Annotated in this window: 19 protein-coding genes and 2 pseudogenes; 11 read left to right on the top strand and 10 right to left on the bottom strand. The window is 69.2% G+C overall.

What is annotated here, in order from left to right; all coding sequences use genetic code 11:
• Positions 1-47 precede the first annotated feature (47 nt).
• Entirely contained in the window at positions 48-953 is a 906-nt protein-coding gene (locus AB0F52_RS09385; RefSeq protein ID WP_360166847.1) for an intradiol ring-cleavage dioxygenase, read from the top strand.
• 123 nt (positions 954-1,076) lie between these two features.
• Positions 1,077-1,451, top strand: coding sequence for a hypothetical protein (locus tag AB0F52_RS09380; RefSeq protein ID WP_360166844.1), 375 nt, complete (start codon positions 1,077-1,079; stop codon positions 1,449-1,451).
• A gap of 76 nt (positions 1,452-1,527) precedes the next feature.
• On the opposite strand, the gene AB0F52_RS09375 is transcribed toward AB0F52_RS09380, so the two are convergent.
• On the bottom strand, positions 1,528-1,989 hold the full coding sequence (locus tag AB0F52_RS09375) for a hypothetical protein (protein ID WP_360166841.1): 462 nt from the start codon (positions 1,987-1,989) through the stop codon (positions 1,528-1,530).
• Positions 1,990-2,320: 331 nt separating this feature from the next.
• Here AB0F52_RS09375 and AB0F52_RS09370 point away from each other — a divergent pair, with 331 nt between their 5' ends.
• The 4 genes from AB0F52_RS09370 (at position 2,321) to AB0F52_RS09355 (ending at position 7,151) form a co-directional block, all read left to right on the top strand.
• Positions 2,321-2,530 (top strand): hypothetical protein, encoded by a 210-nt coding sequence (locus tag AB0F52_RS09370; RefSeq protein ID WP_360166838.1) that lies wholly within the window; start codon positions 2,321-2,323, stop codon positions 2,528-2,530.
• A gap of 185 nt (positions 2,531-2,715) precedes the next feature.
• Positions 2,716-6,444, top strand: coding sequence for a glycoside hydrolase family 2 TIM barrel-domain containing protein (locus AB0F52_RS09365; protein WP_360166835.1), 3,729 nt, complete (start codon positions 2,716-2,718; stop codon positions 6,442-6,444).
• Positions 6,445-6,657: 213 nt separating this feature from the next.
• On the top strand, positions 6,658-6,879 hold the full coding sequence (locus tag AB0F52_RS09360; RefSeq protein ID WP_360166833.1) for a hypothetical protein: 222 nt from the start codon (positions 6,658-6,660) through the stop codon (positions 6,877-6,879).
• Entirely contained in the window at positions 6,876-7,151 is a 276-nt protein-coding gene (locus AB0F52_RS09355) for a 5'/3'-nucleotidase SurE (RefSeq protein WP_360166830.1), read from the top strand. The genes AB0F52_RS09360 and AB0F52_RS09355 overlap by 4 nt, the downstream gene beginning before the upstream one ends.
• A gap of 206 nt (positions 7,152-7,357) precedes the next feature.
• Here AB0F52_RS09355 and AB0F52_RS09350 read toward each other — a convergent pair whose 3' ends face one another.
• The 9 genes and pseudogenes from AB0F52_RS09350 to AB0F52_RS09310 all read right to left on the bottom strand — a co-directional run bounded on the left by AB0F52_RS09350 (position 7,358) and on the right by AB0F52_RS09310 (position 16,902).
• On the bottom strand, positions 7,358-8,989 hold the full coding sequence (locus AB0F52_RS09350) for a glycosyl hydrolase family 28-related protein (protein ID WP_360166827.1): 1,632 nt from the start codon (positions 8,987-8,989) through the stop codon (positions 7,358-7,360).
• An 88-nt stretch (positions 8,990-9,077) separates the two neighbouring features.
• Positions 9,078-10,115: a hypothetical protein gene (locus AB0F52_RS09345; RefSeq protein WP_360166824.1), complete on the bottom strand. Its 1,038-nt coding sequence runs from the start codon at positions 10,113-10,115 to the stop codon at positions 9,078-9,080.
• Between the two features lie 233 nt (positions 10,116-10,348).
• Positions 10,349-10,618, bottom strand: a complete 270-nt coding sequence (locus AB0F52_RS09340; RefSeq protein WP_360166821.1) for a hypothetical protein — start codon at positions 10,616-10,618, stop codon at positions 10,349-10,351.
• A gap of 439 nt (positions 10,619-11,057) precedes the next feature.
• Entirely contained in the window at positions 11,058-11,255 is a 198-nt protein-coding gene (locus AB0F52_RS09335; protein ID WP_360166818.1) for a hypothetical protein, read from the bottom strand.
• A gap of 98 nt (positions 11,256-11,353) precedes the next feature.
• Positions 11,354-14,476: an ATP-binding protein gene (locus tag AB0F52_RS09330; protein ID WP_360166816.1), complete on the bottom strand. Its 3,123-nt coding sequence runs from the start codon at positions 14,474-14,476 to the stop codon at positions 11,354-11,356.
• 297 nt (positions 14,477-14,773) lie between these two features.
• The gene (locus tag AB0F52_RS09325) at positions 14,774-15,517 is read right to left on the bottom strand and encodes a GAF and ANTAR domain-containing protein (protein ID WP_360166813.1); all 744 of its coding nucleotides are present in this window, start codon (positions 15,515-15,517) and stop codon (positions 14,774-14,776) included.
• Positions 15,504-15,920: a hypothetical protein gene (locus AB0F52_RS09320; RefSeq protein ID WP_360168311.1), complete on the bottom strand. Its 417-nt coding sequence runs from the start codon at positions 15,918-15,920 to the stop codon at positions 15,504-15,506. The genes AB0F52_RS09325 and AB0F52_RS09320 overlap by 14 nt, the downstream gene beginning before the upstream one ends.
• 134 nt (positions 15,921-16,054) lie before the next feature.
• Positions 16,055-16,321, bottom strand: a pseudogene (locus tag AB0F52_RS09315) (sigma factor-like helix-turn-helix DNA-binding protein); the annotation flags it as partial.
• Between the two features lie 17 nt (positions 16,322-16,338).
• Positions 16,339-16,902 carry a hypothetical protein gene (locus AB0F52_RS09310; RefSeq protein WP_360166810.1) on the bottom strand — a complete coding sequence of 188 codons (564 nt, stop codon included), beginning with the start codon at positions 16,900-16,902 and terminating at the stop codon, positions 16,339-16,341.
• A 384-nt stretch (positions 16,903-17,286) separates the two neighbouring features.
• Between AB0F52_RS09310 and AB0F52_RS09305 the strand changes: the two genes are divergently transcribed.
• From AB0F52_RS09305 to AB0F52_RS09285, 5 genes and pseudogenes are all read left to right on the top strand, one after another.
• Positions 17,287-17,595 (top strand): hypothetical protein, encoded by a 309-nt coding sequence (locus AB0F52_RS09305; RefSeq protein ID WP_360166807.1) that lies wholly within the window; start codon positions 17,287-17,289, stop codon positions 17,593-17,595.
• A gap of 255 nt (positions 17,596-17,850) precedes the next feature.
• The gene (locus AB0F52_RS09300) at positions 17,851-20,544 is read left to right on the top strand and encodes an HAD-IC family P-type ATPase (RefSeq protein ID WP_360166804.1); all 2,694 of its coding nucleotides are present in this window, start codon (positions 17,851-17,853) and stop codon (positions 20,542-20,544) included.
• A 423-nt stretch (positions 20,545-20,967) separates the two neighbouring features.
• On the top strand, positions 20,968-21,393 hold the full coding sequence (locus AB0F52_RS09295) for an STAS domain-containing protein (protein ID WP_360166801.1): 426 nt from the start codon (positions 20,968-20,970) through the stop codon (positions 21,391-21,393).
• A gap of 67 nt (positions 21,394-21,460) precedes the next feature.
• A pseudogene (locus AB0F52_RS09290) lies at positions 21,461-21,556 on the top strand (acyl-CoA desaturase); the annotation flags it as partial.
• Positions 21,557-21,655: 99 nt separating this feature from the next.
• Complete coding sequence (locus AB0F52_RS09285; protein ID WP_360168269.1) at positions 21,656-22,264, top strand: DoxX family membrane protein; 609 nt, start codon at positions 21,656-21,658, stop codon at positions 22,262-22,264.
• Positions 22,265-22,272: the final 8 nt, after the last annotated feature.

The raw sequence follows: 22,272 nt of genomic DNA, 5'->3' as shown, positions 1-22,272 counted from the left end.
CCCTTCTACCGTCGCTACCGCCAGTGTGACGAGGTCAAGGAGGACCAGTGCTGACCACCAGCACCGCCCAGCACGCCCGCGAACAGGAGCTGCTCGACCGCGTGGTGCGCTCGTTCGGCACCTGCCCCGATCCCCGGTTGCGGGAACTGCTGACCGGGCTCGTCCGGCACCTGCACGCGTTCATCCGCGAGGTCCGGCTCACCGAACGGGAGTGGGCCGCGGCCATCGAGTTCCTCACCCGCTGCGGTCACGTCACCGACGACAAGCGCCAGGAGTTCATCCTGCTTTCCGACGTGCTCGGCGCGTCCATGCAGACGATCACCGTCGCCAACCCGGCCCGCGGTGACGCCACGGAAGCCACCGTGTTCGGACCGTTCTTCGTGGACGGCGCACCGCGGATCCCCCTCGGGGGCGACATCGCCGGCCCGGCCGCGGGCGAGCCGTGCTGGGTCGAAGGCACCGTCACCGGCACCGACGGAACCCCGCTCGCCGACGCCCGGATTGAAGTGTGGGAGGCCGACGCCGACGGGCGGTACGACGTGCAGTACGACGACGGGAGAACCGCCGGCCGCGCGCACCTGCACACCGACGAGGACGGCCGCTACCGCTTCTGGGCCGTCACCCCGACCCCCTACCCGATCCCGCACGACGGCCCGGTCGGCCGGCTGCTCGAAGCGGCGGGCCGGTCCCCGATGCGCGCGTCCCACCTGCACTTCATGGTCAGTCACCCCGGCCGCCGCACCCTGGTCACGCACATCTTCGTCCGCGGCGACGAACTCCTCGAGCACGACAGTGTCTTCGGCGTCCGGCCGTCCCTGATTCGCGACTTCGAGAAGCAAGAGCCCGGGACTCCTACGCCCGACGGGAGGCAGGTCGAGGGCACCTGGTCGCGCGTGCGGTTCGACATCGTGCTCGCTCCCGGGGAACCGGAAGACCGCCGCGGTGACGGCTGATCCGGCAGCCCGGAGATCCGGATCAGGGGCTCAGGACGAGGGCGGAAGCCTGCTCCATCGACTCGATGCAGGGCAGCGGCTCCGCCTGGAGTTTCGGACGCGCGCCGTGTCGAGGTCCTTGAGGTGGAGGGCAGCGATGCGGCCGCGGTGACGGCGCATCATGTCCGGCAGGCCCATCCCCGCCCGGAAAACGACCTCGTGGTGAACTACCACGACGCCGAGGTCGCGCGGCAGATCCTCGACGGAGCCGGCCCTGTCGACCGGATCATCGAGGTCGCACTGACCGACAACCTCGCCGTCGCCGCCCCCTGGGGCCACGATCGTGACCCACTCGGCGCAGCCGGTGGACCCGACACCGCCGGTATTCCGCCTTCTGGACCGCTCTCCTTGACGCCGAACGCACTGCGGTCCCGGTCAAGGTTCTCGTGCAAATCCTTCTGCTCCTCCAAGGACACGGTGATGGGTGGGAAAGCCACCACATCGCACAGACGGCCCTGAACGCTTTGCGCACCCTCAGCGGCAGTCGGCATGACGTGGGGTTCGCCGCCCTCCGCACCAGGCTGATCGAACTCGGTTACCACGAAGCGACACACGTAAGTCCGTACGAGGTTTGAGTGCATTCGGAAAGCTGCTTACCAGATCCCGAGCTGAGATCTGCATCACGAACCCGCCCTGGTTCCTCGCCGCGGCGAACAGCGTGTTCGGGGCTGTGGACCCCGCCCGGGTCCCAAGCCGGGGAGTGCTCGCCGAGGCGCCGGTTCTGCCACACTCCGACGGTCCAGGTCGCGATCAGGCTCGCCATCGCCTCGACCGTGAACGTCGCGTCGGCCTCGGGATCGGCGCCGCGGTCGTAGACGTCGACGCCGGTGTAGCCGGGTAGCGCCTCGAACAGCAGCGACCGGATCGCGCCGAACGTCCTCTCGACGGTCTGCTTGTCGGTCGGGCGCAGCACCAGCGCAGGCAAGCTGAAGGCGTTCGGAGCCGCAGGCCCGCAGACGGAGGAAGAGGCGCACAACCTGGAGATCGTGCTGCGCAACCAGTGACCGGCCGTCTTCGAACCGATTCGACGGCCTGCTCGGTGGCGGCGTAAATTTCACGTCCCGCGCGGTCTCGCCGTCGGGGAGTGGCTGCCGGATCCGCTCGGTCACACTCGGCGATATCGAGACGGCACAAAGGATCCATGGCGCTCCCCGGGCTGCGGCGACGTCCGGCGGATGATCACCTGCCGCCGTCGGGCGCAAGACGTCGTTGACCTGCCGCCGACCGGGTTCGTACCATCCTGGCGAACCCATCGAGCCAACCGGTTCGACACCGACTGCTCCCGTGGAGAGGGCACCGATGTCCAGCTCACCGCACCAGGTTCCGAGGTGCCAGGCGAACCGGCCGCTCGCCCTGCTCGTCGTCCTGGCCGGGGTGCTGGTGCCGGCGCGCCGCGGCCCCACGCGGCGGCGAGCACCTTCACCCTCGTCGAACGGCCCGAGGTCCTCTACAACGCCACCACCCGGACGTACGTGATGTACCTGCACATCGACAACACGAGCTACTCCGATCAGCGGGTCGGCGTTCCCGACCGTTGAAGAGCCCGCGCCCCAGCCGGATGTCGCGCGGTCGGCCACCTCGCACCCACCCCGCACCGACGATCCCGGTGCCGCTGGTGGTGCCCGCGTTGGGCGATGTCGAAGCACAGCCCGGACTGAACCGGCAGCGGAAGCTGCGGACCTGACGCCGCCACCACCGTTCCACGCACTCACGGGAGACGATGATGTCCGAACCGCAGGACCAAGGACGATCCATCCGCCGGCGCACGGTTCTCGGCGGGGGGCTCGCCGCTCTGGGGGCCGTGGCTCTGCCGGGCGGGATCGCGTCGGGCGCGGCACCCGAACTCGCGGCGGCGTGGGTGGACCCGCCCAACGGTTACCCCGAGTGGAACAACAACATCGGGATCTTCGAGGTCAACTCGGAGCCGCCGCACGCGACCTCCATGCCGTACGCCGACCTCCAGCAGGCGCTGGACGCCGACCGCACCACGTCGCCGTACCGGCTCGACCTCACCGGGACGTGGCGGTTCAAGCACGTCGCCAAGCCCGCCGACCGTGACCTGAACTTCCACCGCACCGACGTCGACGACACCGCCTGGCCGACCATCCCGGTACCCGCCAACTGGCAGCAGCACGGCTACGACTTCCCGATCTACGTCAACTACACCTACCCCTGGTGGGGCGCCAACGGGCAGAACGAGAACGCCCAGCCGCCGTTCGCGCCGACGCGGTTCAACCCGGTCGGCCAGTACCGCCGGCGGTTCGACCTCCCGGCCGCCTGGCAGGGGCGGCGGGTCCACCTGCACTTCGAGGGCGTCAAGTCCGGGTTCTACCTGTGGGTCAACGGAACGAAGGTCGGGTACCGCGAGGGCTCGTACACGCCGGCCGAGTTCGACGTCACCGACTACGTCCGGGCCGGCTCCAACCTGGTCGCGGTCGAGGTCTACCGGTTCCCGGACGGGGACTGGCTGGAGGACCAGGACATGATCCGGCTGTCCGGGATCTTCCGGCCGGTCTTCCTGTACTCGGTGCCCGCGGTGCACCTGCGCGACTTCACGCTCACCACCCCGTTGCGGGACAACTACACCAACGCCGACCTGGCGGTGAAGGTCGCGGTGCGCAACCGCGGCGCGCAGCAGTCGGGGACGTACTCGGTGGAGGTCCAGCTCTACGACACCAACCGGCAGGCCGTCTGGCCGTCGCCCCTGCGGGTACCGGTGAACGTGGGCGCGGTGCCGGTCGGACAGGACGCGACGGCGCAGGGTTCCCAGGCCGTCCAGGGCCCGAAGCTCTGGTCGGCCGAGCACCCGAACCTCTACACCGCCGTGCTGCAACTGCGCGACGCGTCCGGCGCGGTCACCCAGACCGCGTCGGCACGGGTCGGCTTCCGCGAGTTCACGCTCTCGGGCGGCCTGATGCGGATCAACGGTCAGCCCGTGTCGTTGCGCGGCACCAACCGGCACGAGACGAACCCCGACCGCGGGCAGGCGTTGACCCGCGAGGACATGGTCACCGACATCAAGCTGATGAAGCGGCTCAACATCAACGCCGTCCGGACCTCGCACTACCCGAACAACGCGGTGTGGTACGACCTCGCCGACGAGTACGGCCTCTACGTCATGGACGAGGCCAACCTGGAGACCCACGGCGTGCGGGACAACTACCCCGACTCCAACTCCGCCTGGACCGCGGCCGTCGTGGACCGGGCCGTCCAGATGGTGCACCGCGACAAGAACCACCCGTCGGTCGTCATCTGGTCGCTCGGCAACGAGGCGGGCGGCGGCAGCAACTTCGTGACGATGCGCAACGCGATCCGCTCGGCCGACCCGACCCGGATCATCCAGTACGAGGGCGACAACCGGCGCGAGGTCAGCGACATCAGGTCCCGGATGTACGAGAGCCCGTCCACGGTCGAGAGCCGCGCCAGGGACACCTCCGACACCCGCCCGTACGTGATGATCGAGTACTCGCACTCGATGGGCAACTCCACCGGCAACTTCAAGGAGTACTGGGACATCGTCCGGCGCTATCCGGTCCTGCAAGGCGGGTACATCTGGGACTTCGTCGACCAGGGCCTGCGCCGGCCGATCCCGTCGGGCGGCAGCGGGACCTACCTCGCGTACGGCGGCGACTGGGGAGACAACCCCAACGACGGCAACTTCTGCGCCAACGGCATCGTCACCGCGGACCGGCGGCCGTCCGGCAAGGCGGCCGAGGTCAAGCGGGTCTACCAGGCGATCACCGTCTCGGCGGGCGCGGACGTCACCAGCGGAGTCGTCAAGATCACCAACGAGCACCTGTTCACCAACGTCAACGAGTTCACCGGCCGGTGGGCGCTGGTCGCCGACGGCACAGTCGTCCAAAGTGGAGCGCTCACCGCCGCGCAGCTCGACATCGCGCCGTTGACGAGCAAGACCGTGCAGCTGCCCGTGCAGCGGCCGACCGCCCCGGCACCGGGTGAGGAGCACTTCCTCGAACTGTCGTTCACCCTGACGACCACCACGGCCTGGGCCGACGCGGGGTACGAGGTGGCGCGGCAACAGCTCCCGGTGAACTTCTCCAGCCCGCCCGTCGTGCCGACGCCGGTGGCGGACGTGCCGGCGTTGACGGTCACCGAGGCCAGTGACCGAGTCACCGTCGCGGGCACGGACTTCACCGTCGTCTTCGCCAAGGCGACCGGCACGATCAGCTCGTTCGACGCGATGGGCGTGCGGCTGGTCAACTCCGGCCCGGTGCCGAACTTCTGGCGCGCGCCCACGGACAACGACCGGGGCAACGGCCAGCCCAGCCGCAACGGCACCTGGCGGCGTGCCGGCCTGGACCGGACCGTGACCGGGTTCTCCGTCAGCAAGCCGTCGGACCGCGCCGTCCGGATCGCGGTCACCGGCACCCTGCCGACCAGCACCACGTCGACGTACACCACGACGTACACGGTGTACGGCAACGGGGAGATCAAGGTGGACAACACCCTGCACCCCGGGGCGACCAGCCTGCCGTACATCCCGGAGGTGGGCACGATCCTGTTCCTGCCCGCGGACCTGGAGCAGGTGCGCTACTACGGCCGTGGGCCGGAGGAGAACCACTGGGACCGCAACAGCGGGTCCGACGTCGGTGTGTACTCCTCGACCGTCTCGGGGCAGTGGACCGGTTACATCCGGCCGCAGGAGAACGGCAACAAGACCGACGTGCGGTGGGTGGCGTTGGTCAACGGCAGCGGCCGTGGCCTGCTCGCGTTCGGCGAACCGCTGCTGGAGGTGAACGCGTCGCACTTCACCCCGGAGGACCTGTCGACCGGTGTCCGGCACGACTACCAGTTGACGCGACGGCCGGAGGTCGTGCTGCGGCTCAACCACCGCCAGATGGGCGTCGGCGGCAACGACAGCTGGGGCGCGCAGACTCTGGACCAGTACAAGCTGTTCGCCAACCGGGACTACTCCTACACCTACCGGCTGCGGCCCCTGCCGGATGTCGGCCAGGCCCTGGCGCTGTCCCGGCGACCGGTGGAGACGGCGGGCGTCGGCAGCGGTCCGCAGACCGGCGTGTACTACCGGCTGGTGGCCCAGCACAGCGGCAAGGCCTCGGACATCAACGGCGCGTCCACCGCGGCCGGCGCGCTGCTGATCCAGTGGTCGGTGTCCAGCGGGCTCAACCAGCAGTTCGACTTCGTCGACTCGGGTAGCGGCTACTACCGGATTCGGGCGCGGCACAGCGGCCTGGTGTTGCAGGTCGCGAGTTCGAGCACCGGCGCCGACATCAGCCAGCAACCCGATTCCAACGCCGCGAGCCAGCAGTGGCGCGTGGTGGACCAGGGCGGCGGCACGGTGAGCCTGGTCAACCGCCAGAGCGGCCTGGCGATGGACGTGTTCAGCGCGTCGACCGCCGACGGCGCCCGCATCTCGCAGTGGACCCCGGGCGGCGGTGCCAACCAGCGATTCACCCTCCAGCGCGTGTGAGCCGGTAGTCCGGGTGCGGACCGGCCTGGCGCAGGTACCGAGGTACCTGCGCCAGGTCGGTCCCCGTTGACCCACCACCCTGTTCCGGACAATCGCTCAACCCGCGTCGTCAGGTGAGGGCTTGAAGCCCTTGGCGATCAGCCACACGCCCGGTGAGAGCTCCCACAGTGCGATCGGAAGTGCCGCGAGCCCCGACTGCGCGGAGGTCACACCATGCCTGGTCTGTTCCTGCACCCGCCGGAGCTGTGGCGCGAGGTGGCCGAGACTCTGCTGAACGAGCTCGTCGTGGCCGAGCACGAGGCGTGGGTCGCTCGACAGGAGGAGATGAGCCTACTGTCCCAGCACCCCATCGGCCGGGACCACGCGGTGCGGGTGACCGCGGCGCGAACGTCGCCCGCGCGGTCCTGCACTCGGGAACCGTCGGCGCGGCGTTGACGGCATCACTCAACGGGGCCCGCGCGCTCGCGGTGTCGCTCGACGTCGAACCGGAACCGGGCACGGAACAGCATGGGGACACCGCGGTCGCCGTCGCGGCGACGTTGTCCGACCGGCTCGCCGCAATGCCGGCCGGGACGGTCCTGAACCTGAACGTCCCGAACCGGGCCGAGGTGGGGACGCCGCGGCGGGCCGGGCCGCCGTCGTCGTCGAGGGCGAGTTGCCGCCGGGCAGCGACGCACGGCTCCTGGCCGAGGGCCACCCGACAGTGACGGCATTGCGGTCGGTGACCGAGGACCCCGACGTGCAGCTTCAACGTCGCAACCCAGCCGTCCCGATCTTCGGCACTTCGGCTCGGCGGCAAACCCCACCGTTTGCCGCCGAGTTCTACTCCGCGACACAGCCGCTCGCCCGACGCCGGCGCGACGAGCCCGATGTCACTGCGCGAGCGCGCAGTCGAGTTCCGCAGGGCGACGCGTCACCTGACGGCGACCCAGCCTGCGGTGGTGCCGGCACCGGTCTCCTTGACGTGCCGCAGGGTCCCGGCGACGCCGTCCGTCTGGTGGAACTCGTCTCCGACATTGCCCGTGACGTTGTTCTCCGGCGCACCTACGCCTTCGTAGGTGACGCGTTTGCCGCTCGTCGCCACGATGATCGCTTCGAGTCCGGGGCACTGGCCGAAGGCGCCCGCGTACGCAACGTCCGAAAGCAGCCACGTGTTGCCGTGACAGATCGGCTGGGCCGTGAACCCCGGGGCGTCGACACCACCCCTGAACTCGGCGCCGATCACCATCCCGGAGCCACCATTGCCCCGAACGTCCACCGGGCCGACCTGCGACTCCCTCGAGTTGACGAACACGCCCCGGGCCAGTGAGCCGCCGCCCGCGTCGCCGACGACGTCGTTGTCGGTGAACTTGACGTTGCTCAGCGGAACTCCGGGGACCGTCGTAGTACCGAAGAACCCGCGGTGTTCGCCCACAGCCGCGCCGTAGTAGCGAAGCGTGTTCGCGGTGGCGACGACGTTCCTGGCCGAGGCGATCTGGACGATGTCCGCCTCGGTGTACTGGTGGAGGCAGTTCCCGGTGATGAGGACTCCATCGTTGCCAGCGCTCGCGTCGGTGCCGACGAGCAGCACGTTGCCGGCCGCCGCCCCGCGGGGTCTGGTGAAGGTGTTCCCCGCGATGTGGACGTCGGTGCTCAGCGTGATCTGCAGGGTGGGGGTTTGGCGCTTCGGCCCCGTCGTCCGGCTGACGACGGAGTTGCCGATGACCTTGATGCCACGGCAGTTCCTGATCTGCACCGACCCGCCGATCACCTTGTTGAAGCAGAAGCCGGTGTCTTCCATGCCGGGTGAACGCAGGCCCACGAGAGAGACAGCGAAACCGGCCCCGGCGGACGGGTTGTGGACGATCGTGTTGTGCGAGATGTCCCACCTCGTCGGCGAAGGGTCAGGGGTGTCGGACGGCGGCCCGAGGGCGCTCGGTTCGAAGTCCACAGCGCTGTCGGTGACACTTTCGATGTAGCAGTGGGTCACGCTGCAGTCGATGGATCCCCGTTGCCCGCTGACCGGTGCCCGCTTGACGTTGAGGAATCGGCAGTTCCTGGCGTGGCTGCGACGAACGAACAGGCCGGATGTGTTGCCGATGGTGCGGAACCCGTCGCCGCAGCAGTTCCGGAACCAGACGTTGTCGAAGTAGACGTCGGAAGTGTCGGTCTTCTGCGAGGTGACCTCGGTCAAGTGGATGTGCTCGGCGAACCCGGTCTCGCCGGACCAGTTGCCGTCCAGCGTCAGGTCGCGGAACACGACCTCCGACGCGTCGCGGGGGCGGATCAGGCGCCAGCCCTTGTCGAACGTCTTCGTCATCTTGAGGACCGAGGCGTCCGGGCCCTCTCCGACGATCGTGAGGCCGTGCACGTCGGACAGGTCCAGTCCGACGCCGATGCCCTCCGAGACGGTCCGCGAGATCAGGTAGATCCCACACGGAACGAACAACCGGTTGATTCCCCGCGCTTTGCAGGCATCGATCGCGGCTTGGAGATATGGACGGTCGTCCGTGACCCCGTCCCCTTTCGCACCGAAGTCGGCCACGCTTGCGCACTTTCCTGTCATCTTGTTCTCCAGAGCGGCGAATGCATCAGTGGTATCGGATTTCCGAATTGCCGAGTACGTGCTACGTCACCCGAGGGCGGGTACGCGATCAGCAGGACAGTTCGGTGGTTCGGGGTGCCGGCGCCTTGGCCGGGATCGTCACGCGGAATCGGAGCACGTTGTTCGTCTCACTGCGTTCCGCGATCTTGTGGCCGGGGTCGACGGTGACCGTGACCGAGTGCCTGCGGCCGTAGTCGAGTGCGCTCAACGGCAGCGCGGCGACCGTCGAGCCGGTCGAACTCCCGCTCACCGCGGTGTTCACCGTGACCGTCGCGCCGGGGACACTGGTCACCTTGACCGGAACGAGGCCCGGCAGCTGCTCGGGGGTGGCGCCGGTCAGCGAAACGTGGAAGAAGACCTGGAGCGCCTCGCGGCCGTCGACCGTCCCACCGGGCTGCAGGACGCAGCTCAGTCCCTGCGACGACACGCCGAGGTCGAGAAGGGGCGGCGGCTGCGTACCACTCAGCTCGACCTTCGTCTCGTTGCCCTGGTCGCCGCGAATCACCACCTGCCCGGTCTGCGTGCCGGTGGCGCCGGCGGGCTTGAACGTCACCTCGAAACTGCACTCGTCACCGGGTTCGAGCGTCTTTCCCACGCATTCATCGGTGCGGGTGAACTTCGCCTTCCCCTGGCCGTCGACATCCACGGTGTCAACGTGGGCCGGTGCCGTACCGGTGCTCTTGATCGTGACTTTGCTGTCACAGACCGGCCGGCAGCTCAGTTTCGCCGGCATAGCCTCGAGCAGGCGAAGCGGAGAGGGTGGAGTGGTTGTCGGCGTCCGCTTGGCAGGCCAGGTCTTGATCTCCTCGACCAGCTCGGTCGGCGGAGGCACGATCTTGCTATTGGTCGCGGCTCCCACACCGACCGAGCCCGAGTAGGTGAGCAGCGCCGCGACCACCGTGATCAGCACGGCGAGACCGGCCCGGACCGGGCGCCACCGGCCGACCGTGCTGACGAACGGGGGAATGGCCGCGCCTAGGCATAGTCCCACCAGCCTGACCACGCTCTGCTCGGTGGCCAGGCTGCCCGCCACCGTCCCGCACACCGCCCCGACGACCGCCAGCCCGAGACCGACCGACGCGTTCACCGCTCCTTTTGTTGCCATCGCACTCCACCCCCTCCGAATCGGTGATCACTCCGGCGCGTAGCTCGTCGCTTCGTGGTAGTCGGCGTCCCAACTCGCCGCAGACCTGCCAGGAACACTCCACGTCAGGACCGGTTTGGCATCGACGTCCAGGAATTCCTCAGACGGCTGTGCGACGGCGGCAGGTGCCGCGAGGAGCAACGCCGAGAACGCGGCGATGCCGCAGGACAGGTGCCTCATGATGCCGGCCCGCAGATCACCTGCACCACCATGCCGCCGGCCGGTGGCGCTGTCATGGTGACCTTGGCGTCACGAAGATCAGCGCTGGGAACGACGGAGTTGAGGTACGAATTGCCGGAGTCGGCCAGAGACCCGCCGCCGCCGACACCGTAGACTTTCTTGCCCTGCGGACAAGAAAGCTGGCCTTCTTTCCCAGGGAAAAGCTGCTGCACGGGCGAACCGACACCGACGACCGGATCCGCGCAAACCGCCAGGGTGCTGAGCACCCACGACTCCGCCGTGGGATCGTGGCAGCAGCGGCCGTCAATGCGATCGTCTTTCCGTTCTTCATGGGACTTCCTCCCCGTAGACAACTACGCCCTCAAGGCGTGACGCGTGTTGTGCCACGCAGCGGCACACGCGGCCAAGGAATGTGGCGATGACGTATGTGAAAACCAGACCGACGTCGTGGGCCGGGATGCGGGACTGCCCCGGCTTGATCGCGCCTTGCATCGAAGCGGGTCCACTCCCGGCCGACGCGGTGAACGCGCTCATGGCGGCAGTAGCGGAATACCCTTGTACGTCACGCGCGCCGCAGTGCCGGGCAAGTTCGCCGTCGACGTCACCACGGTGGCGAAAGTCCGTGAGATTTCACCAGCTCGTGTCACCGCCGCTGTCGCGGCGGCGCGGAGTTGGCTGACCCCGGACGAGGCTGCGGCCGCTCATTCAGCGGCTGCAGCTCTCCACGAGACGGATGATGTCGTTCGCGCGGCGCGGCATGCCGTTCACGCGGCCCGTCGATCTGTCGCCGAGGCCACGCACGCTGTCACCCTCGGCCGGCGAGCGGCTGAAGTCTTGGCCCACGGAGGCGCACCGGACGACGCCGCCGACCTGCTCGACCTTGGCAATCGCGACGAACGACATGGCCGGACGGCCGCGGACGAACAGGGAGGCGGCTGGCGTGAGCCTGAGGGCTCCCAGGGCAGGCTACCGGTGCGCCCGGAAATGACGTCTGGCCTGCCTCATCCCTGATAGCGACATTCTGCGCCAGTGACCACGTTGGCTGTCAGATGTTGGGCCGCGGCGGGATGGTGACGTTCGATTTCCTTGATGGCCCGGACGATGGCTTTGCGTACCGCGGTCCGCGCACGCTCCGTCTCGTCCGCGAACCGGCGTTCACGGCCGGCCAGCCCTGTTCCTGCGGCCAAGTGCTCTGCTATGGCGTCCATGTCCTGCTCGCGGGCGGCCTGCGCCGCGAGGTCGCCGGCCTCGCGGGCTTCGGCGACGGCGTCGCCGAGCTTGCGGACTTGTGCCTCGAGTGCGCGCCGGGCCGTTGGGTCGAGCAGACTGTCAGGGGCTGCGTGCGGGAGGGGCGGGTGCTCGAACGCCAGGCGGCTGGCGGCGATCCATTGTCCTGGTGACGCGGTCAACTGGGCGAGCATCCGCATGCCTGCGAGGTCGCGGACTGTGGCTTGATGCTCGGCGAAGTCAACGATCCAGACTTGACCGCTGCCGGTTTCGGCTTCGCGGATCTGCACGTGCCTGCGGCGGTCGAGGCGATTCGCTGTGGCTTCCCACCTGGCCGCCACGTCGTCCATGCCGAGCGCCTTGGCTCCCTCCAACGCCGTGGTGAGCAGAAGCCTGGCCTCAGCTTCCCGGGTGGGTGTTGGCTGATGTGTGGTGAGCAGGTTCGCGAGGGCTGCGCGGGCCACGAGGGTGGCGGGCAGGTGTCCGAGCGCGATATTCGTGTTGATGGCGGCTCGAAAATGGTCCTCGGCCACGGTTGGCCTGCCGGTTGCGGCGGCGGCGGTCGCGAGCCAGTGGTGGACGCAGCCGAAGCTGACGATCGCCAGTGAAGGCGCGACTGGCAGGTCACCGAAGGGCTCGAGCAGTTCGTAGGCCTCGCTCATGGTGGTTCGGTCCTGCAGCGCGGACGCCGCTTCGACGACCGTGGCGAGAGTCATGAGCCATGTGCTGAAGCGGGGAAGTTGATGGAGGCCGGCTCCTTTGACCCGGTTGAGGTGCTGGCGTGCGAGGTCGTCCTGCCCGGTTCGGGCTGCGAGTGCGGCGATCCCGGCCTCGAAGGAGTGGTCGACGACGTCTACGTGCGCCGAGGTGGCGATGTGCTGCATCAGGTCGAGCATGTCCTGCTCGTGGCCTTGGAACCAGCGGATGGCGACGAGGTGGCCGCCGAGGTAGCTGATGGCGTCGGCATCCTGGGTTTGTGTACCTAGTTCGAACGCGGCCTGCGCTGCTCGTTCGGCTTGTTCGAACCGGCCGCGGTTGATCAGGAGCATGACCTCGAGGAGGCGGACGACGTACAGCACTGAGAGGTTTTGCATGGCTTCCGCGGCGTCACGAAGGTCTGCCAATGCTCGCTCGGCGTGTTGGTCACCGGCCAGGAACAGATCGACAGTGCGCCAGCACAGAGCCATGAGCGGCAGGATGCCCCCGGGGACAGCAGCTGAAGCCCGCAGCATGTCCTCGGACATCCGCAACCGCAGTTCATTGTGCTGCGGACCCAACAGGGGGTTGTGAGCCACCGACAGCACGTCGAGGATGGTGGCCGGCTCGTCGAGCTGACCAAGATCGCGCAGGACGCCGAGGAGCGCGTCGGGGCCGGCCGTCTCCCAGAACATCGCCTCCGCAGCGATCCGCCCTCGAAGTCGCAGGCGAAGCTCGGTGTGCCCGGCGGGCAGGCGCGCAAGCGCCTGTCGTTGGGTCCGCAGTACTCGACGTTGAGCCGTCGGCGACCGCACCGTGTTCACCCACAAAGATCCCAGCCCGGCCGCGGCCTCAGCCACGATGACAGGGAGTCCCTCCTCGAGTGCTGCGGCTACAGCGTCACCGTAGCTGTCGTGTGCCGCATTGAGCCGGCCCGAGAGAAGGACGGCATGTGCCAGTTCGAGCAGCAAAAGTGCGCGTGAGGTGGGCCTCCCGGCAAGGTCGTTGGCCGTGACCGCCTGGCCAAGCAGTGTCGCCGCGTCCTCGGGGGCTCCTCCGTTTGCCAGCACCTGCGCCGCGCGGCACCCGAGATCGACCGCACGCGCCGCGGCGGCAGGGCTGCGACGGGCTGCCTGCACGGCATGCCGGGCGGCACGGACGACGTCGGCCTCCGGCGAAGACGAATCAGGGTCGTACAGGTCTGCGGCAGCGGCGTGAGTTGCCGCGACCACGTCTGCGTCAAGCCACTGCTCTGCCGCCTCGCGGAGGAGATCGTGACCGAAGTCGACAACCCGTGGGTCGCTCACGCGAAGCAGATTCCGGTCTCGGGCCGCACCGACCGCACTCAGGACGCGCGACGGGGTCGTGCCGCACGCGGCGGCGACCAGGTCGACTCCGACCACCTGGCCAAGGACCGCAGCTCGCGCCACGATGGCCGCGTCATCAGCGGAAATGTCGCCCAACCTGGACACGACATGAGCACGCAACTTGACGGTCGGCGGCGTCGCGGTCGTGTCGGCTGCCCATGCCTGGAGAGCAGCGACAGCGTGCAGGGGAATCCCGCCGCTGGCGGCAGTCAGCGCAGCAGCGACATCCGGTGACAGCTCGTCATATCCACGGGTCCGGGCAAGTTCGGCGATGTCTGCAGGTGGCAGGGGCTGCAACGCCATGGTGTCGCACACTCGGTCGATCTCCGCCATGACACGGTCATTCCCGTCCGAAGTCATGTCAATCGGCCGATGTGTATGCAGAAGGACGACCGATGATTCGGAGATTCGCGCCGCCAGATAGCGAGTGATCAGCTTCGTCGCCTCGTCTGCGTGGTGGAGATCGTCGACGGCGATCCACAGCGGCCTCGACGATGCCATGGTGGCCAGCGCGTGCTCGACGATCGGGAAGCCGCGGAACCCCTGCGCGGCAATGTCACCGGCGTCCTGCATGAGATCCAGCTGAGCAAGAACATCGAGCCATGGCCACAGAGGTGGCGCCCCCTCTGCCCAACACCAAGTACTCGCCGTGCGCATCCCTCGCTGCCGCGCACGTTCGCGGGCGACATGGACAAGTGTCGTCTTGCCGATGCCGGCAGGGCCGGTCAGGCAGATCGCCGACCCCTGCCCACCTCGGCCGGCCTCACAAGCTCGATCAAGCAGAGACAACTCCGGATCCCTGCCCACCACATCGCCCGAGCCGTCGCCAGCCATCGCACCAGAGTGCCACCTCCGCCGCCGGTTGTGCCATCCCGTAACACAACCGCGACGCGTCTATTTACACGACAATACCAATTTGCACGAATCGCAGGAATCTTCCATGAAACCGGGACAACCATTCGACTCCCCCGCTGTTCTCGACCTTGTTTTTCCGCTCAAGGCGCACAGCACGCGGTATTCGATGTCGCCACACCGCTGACCAACGGTACGGCGGCTTGTTCTCGAGCCCCGGCACTCGGAACCGCACCGAGGCCCCTGAATCTGCCATCCACAATGGCCGGGACCACCCGGTCAGTTCGGGTGGCTCGTCGCGGGGGCCAGCACGGCCGCGGGCGCGAGTTCGCGGTCGGCCAGAGCGCGGGCCACGTCGCTGAGCCGGAGGTTGTTCCGCCGGGCGAAACCGCGCAACGCCCGGAAAGCCCCGTCCATGCTCAACTGCCCGCTGACGGCGAGCACACCCTTGGCCTGCTCGATGATCACCCGGCTGTTCAACGCGGTCTGCAACTGCTCGGAAAGAATCTCCTCCTGACGGAAGGCCCGCTCGTGGAGGATGCCGATGGTCGCGGTGTCGGCCAGCCCCTGCGCCAGCGCCACGTCCTCCGCCGACAAATCCCCCGGCTTCAACCCGAACAGGTTCAGCGCCCCGATCGTCTGCTTGCGCAGCCGCAACGGCAACGCGTGCACCGACGCGAACCCGTCCTTGGCCGCCTCGGCCGCGAACCGCGGCCACCGCCCCGCCGCCCCGGCGATGTCGGCCACCAGCACCGGCGTGCTGGTGCTGAAACACTCGATACACGGGCCCTCGTCGATGTCGAGCTGGAACAGCTCCAACAGCCGCGCCTGCTCGGTCGAAGACGCCAACACCTGCAAACCACCCCGCTCATCCACCAGCGTCAACCCGGCCGCGGCGACGTCGAGCAGCTCCACACACTGCACCACCAGCGTATGCAGCAGATCGGCCACGTCATAGTCGTCGACGAGCGTGTCCGCCAACGCGACGAACGCCCGAGTCACCTGTCGTTCACGGTCGGCCATGCCCACCATCTCCTGGTTCGTCAGCTGCCTTCACGGTGAATCCCCACCAAACGCCTCGTCCAACCGCAACCGCCCGGCCACGGCGGCGGACGCGGACAGGGTCCAAATGCGCGATCAGCATCCCGGTGGCCTGGTGCACCTCCCGGTACCGCACCCCCGCGCCCGCCGTCCCCTCCAGCCAAAGGCCACGTCCGGCGCGCAGTCCCGAGAGGGCGAGCGCCGCGATGTCGGCCACCTGCAGCGCCGTCGACAGCTCGCCGGGACTCAGCGAACCTGGCGTCGAACGATAGGTGTCGAGGGTCGCCACCCGGACCGCGCCGATCTGCACCGGGAACGTGAACAACGCGGCCACCGGCTGCGCCGCGGCCTCGGCCGCTCCCGAGTCGGCGTTCGTGATCGCCACACCGACTCCGACACCACCAGGTCCGGATCAGCACCGCTACCGCGGCTGCGGGCACCGACCGTACCTCCCCCATCGGGCCGGCCCCGCCGCCACGGCACCGGCGCGGCGGCGATCTGCCGGTGCAGTGCGGCCAGCGCCCGATGCCGGCTCACCCGCACCGCACCCGCGCTCCCGACACCGAGCACGCCCGCCGTGTCCCGGGCTGACAAGCCGAAACCGACCCGCAGGACCACGCCGTCGCGCTGCTGCGGGGCCAGCAGATCAAGCAGGAGGTACAGCCGCCGCCGCGCCGCTCGAGATCCTCGACGTGGCGGAGCGGCCCCGGCTGTGCGGAGGGCACCGGGGCGAACTCCGGGACCGGGACACTGACGTCGGCACCGTGCGCCGTCGATCACCCACATGGTGTCCTCTCGCTCGGTCAGCCTCGGGTGGTGAGGTACGGAGCGGGATCGCTGCCGGCCTTCGCGCCGCTGTCGAGCCAGCGGAGGAACCCACGGCGGTCCCGTCGTTCGATCTCGTCGAGGAAGTCCTGCCGACGCTGGACGACGAGCTGGTGCGCCGAGTCGTCGGCGGTGACGAACAGGAGGAAGTAGCTGTGCCGCCAAGCCACGCACAGATCCTCGGTCGCCATATCGGCCACCAGCACGGAAGACGTCGACAGCGTGGCCGGGGCCAGGACGTCCCGCGGGTTCGGCGCGGCGGCCGGCGTGTCCCGGAACCCGGGCCGGTCGCGCTGCCCGGCTCGCAGCCCGGCCACGGCGAGCAGGATCAGGACAGCCGCGGTGAGGCCGCCGCCGAACGCGGCCAGCAGGCCGGCGATCACCAGATAGGCCGCGATGAACGCCGCCGCGGCGGCAACGCCCGTCGGCACGTCGGGCCCGCTCACCCCGACCTGCCGCCAACGCCGCAGCCGGGGAGCGCCGACGGCGACGAGAACCCCCGCGCCCGCTCCCACCAGACTCCAGCCGATCAGTGCGTCCACGGGGGTGTTCCTCGCACCGATCATGGCCAGGACACAGCCTGGGACGACCAGGAGCAGTCCTGCCACGCGTGCCACCACCGTGTGCCTCGCCGTCCGGTCGGGCGCCGAGCCGGACGGCCCGCGCCACGGAAAACACGACCGCCGAGGTCTGGGGCGTCACCCTCACCATAGACCGGCGGTCAGGACCGCGACGGGTCTCTACGTCGCGACGGTTCTCGCCGGCCGCCTCGCGGAAAACCACTCGCCCGGGTGAACCGCTCCCGGCGCTGCCCGTCCTAGGCTGGAAGACCGCGCCCCAGACCCCGGCGACCGATGCCGTGCACCCCGGTGCACCGCGAGCGAAGGCGGGCGCCGGTGGATGGCGAGCAGGCCGATCGGCGAGTTGTGAGGCAGCCGACGGGCAACACGTACCGGGCTTGGCCGACGCGTCACGGCGGTGGTTACCCTCCCGGCTGGCTCGTCCGCTACCGCAGCCGCGTCGGTCAGACCGGGCCGGCGTCGTGCTCGGCACCGCTGTGGCGTGAGCACATCGGTACTGTCGCCGGGCACAGTCTGCGCGACGAGCACACCAGCACCACCTGGGTACCCGTCCGCCCCCAGGGGGCCCCCTCCGACGAGCAGGCCAGCCTCGTACGGGCCACCGACATCGTCGACGCCCAGCCACCCGGCTTCGACGAGCGTCCCCGGAACTGAACCGTCGCCGGCGACTGGCCGTCCCCGTGGCTCGCAGCCGAGGAGAAGACGACCAGGTGATCAGCGGGCGTTCGCCGATGGCCATCGTGGCGCTGTGGCGGCCGCCGTCCTCGGCCCGGGGCAGACGGAACCACCGGCTCAGGAGCCCGAGGTCTTCGGTCCACAACTGCGGAGCAGTTCGGCCCTGTGCCGAGCACCCCGCGACCTCGACAATCGGGATGAAATGTTCGCCACGGCCATCGACGGGACACGATCATGCGAGTACCGGCACTGGCCCGGCCGGATGAGCAGGCCGACACGGCCGTCCGGGCACCGGCGCACGCGCTCGACGCGGCCGATACGGTCAACCTGCTCGAGACCGACGAGCGAACCGGGCTGACCGAAGCCGAAGCCACCGCCCGAAACGTCCACAACGGACTGAACGTCTTACCGACCGGCCGGGCCACCAGCGCACTCGGCCGGTTCTTCCGCCAGTTCAAGGATCCACTCGTCTACGTCCTGCTCGCCTCGGCCGCCGTGACCCTCAGCCTCGGCCAATTGGTCGACTCGAGCGTCATCTTCGCCGTGGTGCTGCTCAACGCGGTCGTCGGGCTGCTCCAGGAATCGCGGGCCGAGCACGCACTCGCCGCGCTGGCCGGCATGGTGACCACCGAAGTCCGGGCGGTGCGCGACGGTGCACCGATCCGGCTGCGAGCCGAAAACCTGGCCACGGGGGACATCGTCCTCCTCCGCGCCGGGGACAAGGTCGCGGCGGACTCCCTCCTGCTGTCGGCACACTCACTGCAGATCGACGAATCCGCGCTCACCGGTGAAGCCGCACCCGTCACGAAGACACCCGGCGCACTCCCCCCGGCCACCGCGCTCGCCGACCGGCGGAACATCGCGCACGCGGGCACCGTCGTGACGCGGGGCGAAGGCACGGCCGTCGTCGTCGCGATCGGCGCCCACACCGAACTGGGCCTGATCAACCAGCTCATGACCGCCACCGGGGTACCGACCACGCCGCTCACCCGCAAACTGGCCGGGTTCAGCCGCCGGCTCTCCGTCGGCATCGTGGCTCTGGCAGTCGTCCTGTTCGTCATCGGCCTGCTCCGGGGCTACCGGGCCGGAGAGATGTTCACCGCAGCCGTGACGATGGCGGTCGGGGCGATCCCCGAAGGCCTGCCCGCCGCGGTGTCGATCGTGCTGGCGATCGGTGTCGTCCGGATGGCCCGGCGCGGCGCGATCGTCCGGCGGCTGCCGTCGGTGGAGACCCTGGGCAGCACGACGGTCGTCTGCACCGACAAGACCGGCACCCTCACCACCAACCGGATGACGGTGACCACCGTGGTCGCCGGCGGCCGCACCCACGAGTGGACCGGCGGCGGTCCGCTTGCGCCGGCGTTGCGGGAGTGCCTGCTCACCGGGGTCCTCTGCAACGAGGCGCAACCCGCCGACGGCACGGCCACGGCGACCGGCGATCCGACCGAAACCGCCCTCCTCACCGCGGCGAGGGAAGCCGGGCTGGACGTCGGCGCGGAGCGGTCGGCTCAGCCGCGCGTCGACGTGCTGCCCTTCGAGTCCGGGCGGAACCTGATGGCCACGGTGCACCGGACCGCGGACGGCCGGCTGGCCGGATACCTGAAGGGAGCGCCTGAAAAGGTGCTCGCACTGTGCCACGACCAGCTGCACGAGGACGGGACCGCCGAGCCGCTCGCGGAGGGGCAACGGGAGACCGCGGAAGTCCTCGCCCGCCGCGGACTGCGGGTACTGGCCTTCGCGACGTTCACACCGGCGGACGAGGACGCCTTTCCCGCGGGCGCGCCTCCGGAAGGACTGACCCTCGTCGGCTTCCAGGCCATGCACGACCCACCCCGCCCGGCCGCGGTGGCCGCCGTCGCCGCGTGCCGGAGATCCGGGATCGCGGTCAAGATGATCACCGGCGACCACGGCGAAACCGCCCGGGCGATCGCCCGGAACTTCGCGCTGGCCGACGGGGAACCAGTGGTCCTCACCGGTGCCGAAATCGCCGCCACCCCGGACGAAGCCCTCGCCGGCGTCGACGTGTTCGCCCGCGTTTCCCCGGAACAGAAACTGCGGCTGGTCACCCTCTTGCAGGAGCGCGGCAACGTGGTTGCGATGACCGGTGACGGGGTGAACGACGCCCCCGCGCTGCGCAAGGCCGACATCGGGGTCGCGATGGGCCGCAGCGGGACCGAAGTCGCCAAAGAGGCCGCCGACATGGTCCTGGCCAACGACGACTTCGCGACCATCGAGGCCGCCGTAGAAGAAGGCCGGGCGGTGTTCGACAACATCCGCAAGTTCATGGCCTGGACGCTGCCGACCAACATCGCCGAAGGACTGGTCATCCTGGTCGCGATCGTGCTCGGCGCCCAGCTGCCGATGCTGCCGGTCCAGGTGCTGTGGATCAACATGACCACCGCGGTCTTCCTCGGCCTCGCGCTGGCGTTCGAACCGAAGGAAACGGGCATCATGGCCCGCCGCCCCCGCCCACCGGGCCAGGCGCTGATGACCGCCGACCTGCTCCGGCGGATCACGCTCGTGTCGGTCATCCTCGTCGCGGGTTCGTTCGCCGTGTTCACCTGGCAGCTGCGAGCCGGGGCGTCCGTCACCGAAGCACGCTCGATCACGGTCACCGTGTTCGTGTTCGCGCAGATCGCGTACCTGTTCAGCTGCCGGTCCCTCGACCGGTTCCGGCCGACGGGATGGAACCCGTGGGTGCTCGGAGGTGTCGCCGTGATGATCGCCCTGCAGGTGTCGATCCTCTACCTCCCGCTGATGAACGAGCTGTTCCACACCGCGCCGCTGACCGCCGGGAGCTGGCTGCTGGTGCTCGGCCTCGCCGTCACCACGTTCGTGGTCGCGGAGGCCGACAAGTTCCTCTGGCGTCCCCGACGCCGAACCGGCCGGCCGAATCCCGTCCCCCTCGTTCCGGCGACGACGCGATGACCGGTGGCCGGGTCTGATCAGCTCACGGCGTCAACACCGGCTGATCAGCCAGGGTCGCTCTGCCGGCGTGGGGCATTCAGAAAGCGGCCCGGAAACATCAATTTGGCTCCGGCATCGCGGTAGGATCGGGGAGACAGCGCCGGAGCGCCCAGTCCCTGCCCTCGCGACGATAGACCGCCAAAGACGGCCGCATCTGTCCATCGGCCGCGGGCATGTCGTCACAGCGGTGAGGATCAGTGGCGGTCGGCAAGGTCAGGAGCCACGATCGTGAGACGCATATCACTCGATCTTCGTCGTCTCCGCCGCCCACTCGCGGAACCCACTCCGCCGGAACTCCCGGCACCACGGAGTCACAGCGGAGGCGCGGCAGAACTCGGTGTGGTTCGTGCGGTCATCGAGGTGCCCGGAGGGCAGGAGCCCCCGATGCGCCGGTATTCGCCGCTGACTGTGGCGACAGAGCAATGTGGACGGACGCTCGTGCTCGTCGTGGACGGTGACGTGGACCTGCACACCGTCCCCGCCGTGCGCCAGGCGATCGAATCGGCGCTGAGCCGGCGACCGTGGCGGCTGGTTGTCGACCTGTCCCTCGTCCAGTTCCTGAATTCCGCAGGACTCGAGGTCCTGCTGGCCGCACGCCGGCAGGCCGCGCCGCACACCGACGTGCGGGTGGTCGCCACCACCCGCGCGACCTGGCGTCCCATTCAGATCACCCGGCTGCACGAACAACTGGCCATCCACACCTCGCAGGCCGAGGCCGTCGCCGCGCCCGCCCGACGCGGAGATGACGACCGCCGTCCACCGGTGGAAACCCACCGACCTGTCCCGTCGCTCGAATCGGCACCGTCATGACCACAATCGACCACGCTTCGCCACCACGACACTTCCCGGCCGCCCGAAACCCCTCCTCGGTCGTGGTCTGGTGTGGGGCTGGGGGCTGAGCCGGCTCGACATCGGGATCGCGACGGGTTTCTATGTCGTGACGACCTTGGGCGGGACCGTCGGGTACCACCGCCGGGCTGTGCACCAAAGTCACCGTGATCCGGGGATTTCGGCACCAGCGCCGGCCGATGCGACGGCCCATGCTCGGTGCACAACCGAAAAGGAGCCCACGATGTCTGTCCAGGACCGCGGCCCGTCCCTGACCACCCCCTTCATCCCCGACCAGCCGCAAACGCGGACAGCCCAGCGGCGCCGGCAGGTCCCTTTCGCCCGCGGCTCGGCAATGGCTGTCCTACGCATCGTGATGGGCCTGACGTTCCTCTGGGCCTTCCTCGACAAGATGTTCGGGCTGGGCTACTCCACAAGCTCGGCGAAGGCCTGGATCAGCGGCGGCTCGCCGACCAAAGGGTTCCTCGGCCACGTCCAGGTCGGACCGATGCAGTCGACACTGCGCGACTGGGCCGGCGCCGACTGGGCCGACTGGCTGTTCATGCTGGCACTGCTCGGCCTCGGCGTCGCCCTCCTGCTCGGCGTGGCCCTGCGCCCGGCCGCCGTCGCGGGCACCGTCCTGCTCGCGCTCATGTGGATCGCCGAATGGCCGCTCGCTCAGTCCACTTCGGCCGGGACGGCGACGTCGTCGACCAACCCGCTGATCGACTACCACCTCGTGTACCTCGTCGTGCTCATCGTGTTGGCCGCCTTCGCCGCGGGTGACACCTGGGGCCTCGGCCGCCGCTGGGCGAAGCTGGATCTCGTCCGCCGCACCCCCTGGCTCCGCTGACCGGATCC

Origin of the sequence: Amycolatopsis sp. NPDC024027 (assembly GCF_040638975.1) — a bacterium.
Taxonomy (GTDB): Bacteria; Actinomycetota; Actinomycetes; order Mycobacteriales; family Pseudonocardiaceae; genus Amycolatopsis.
This window is presented reverse-complemented; position numbering and strand designations above follow the sequence as displayed.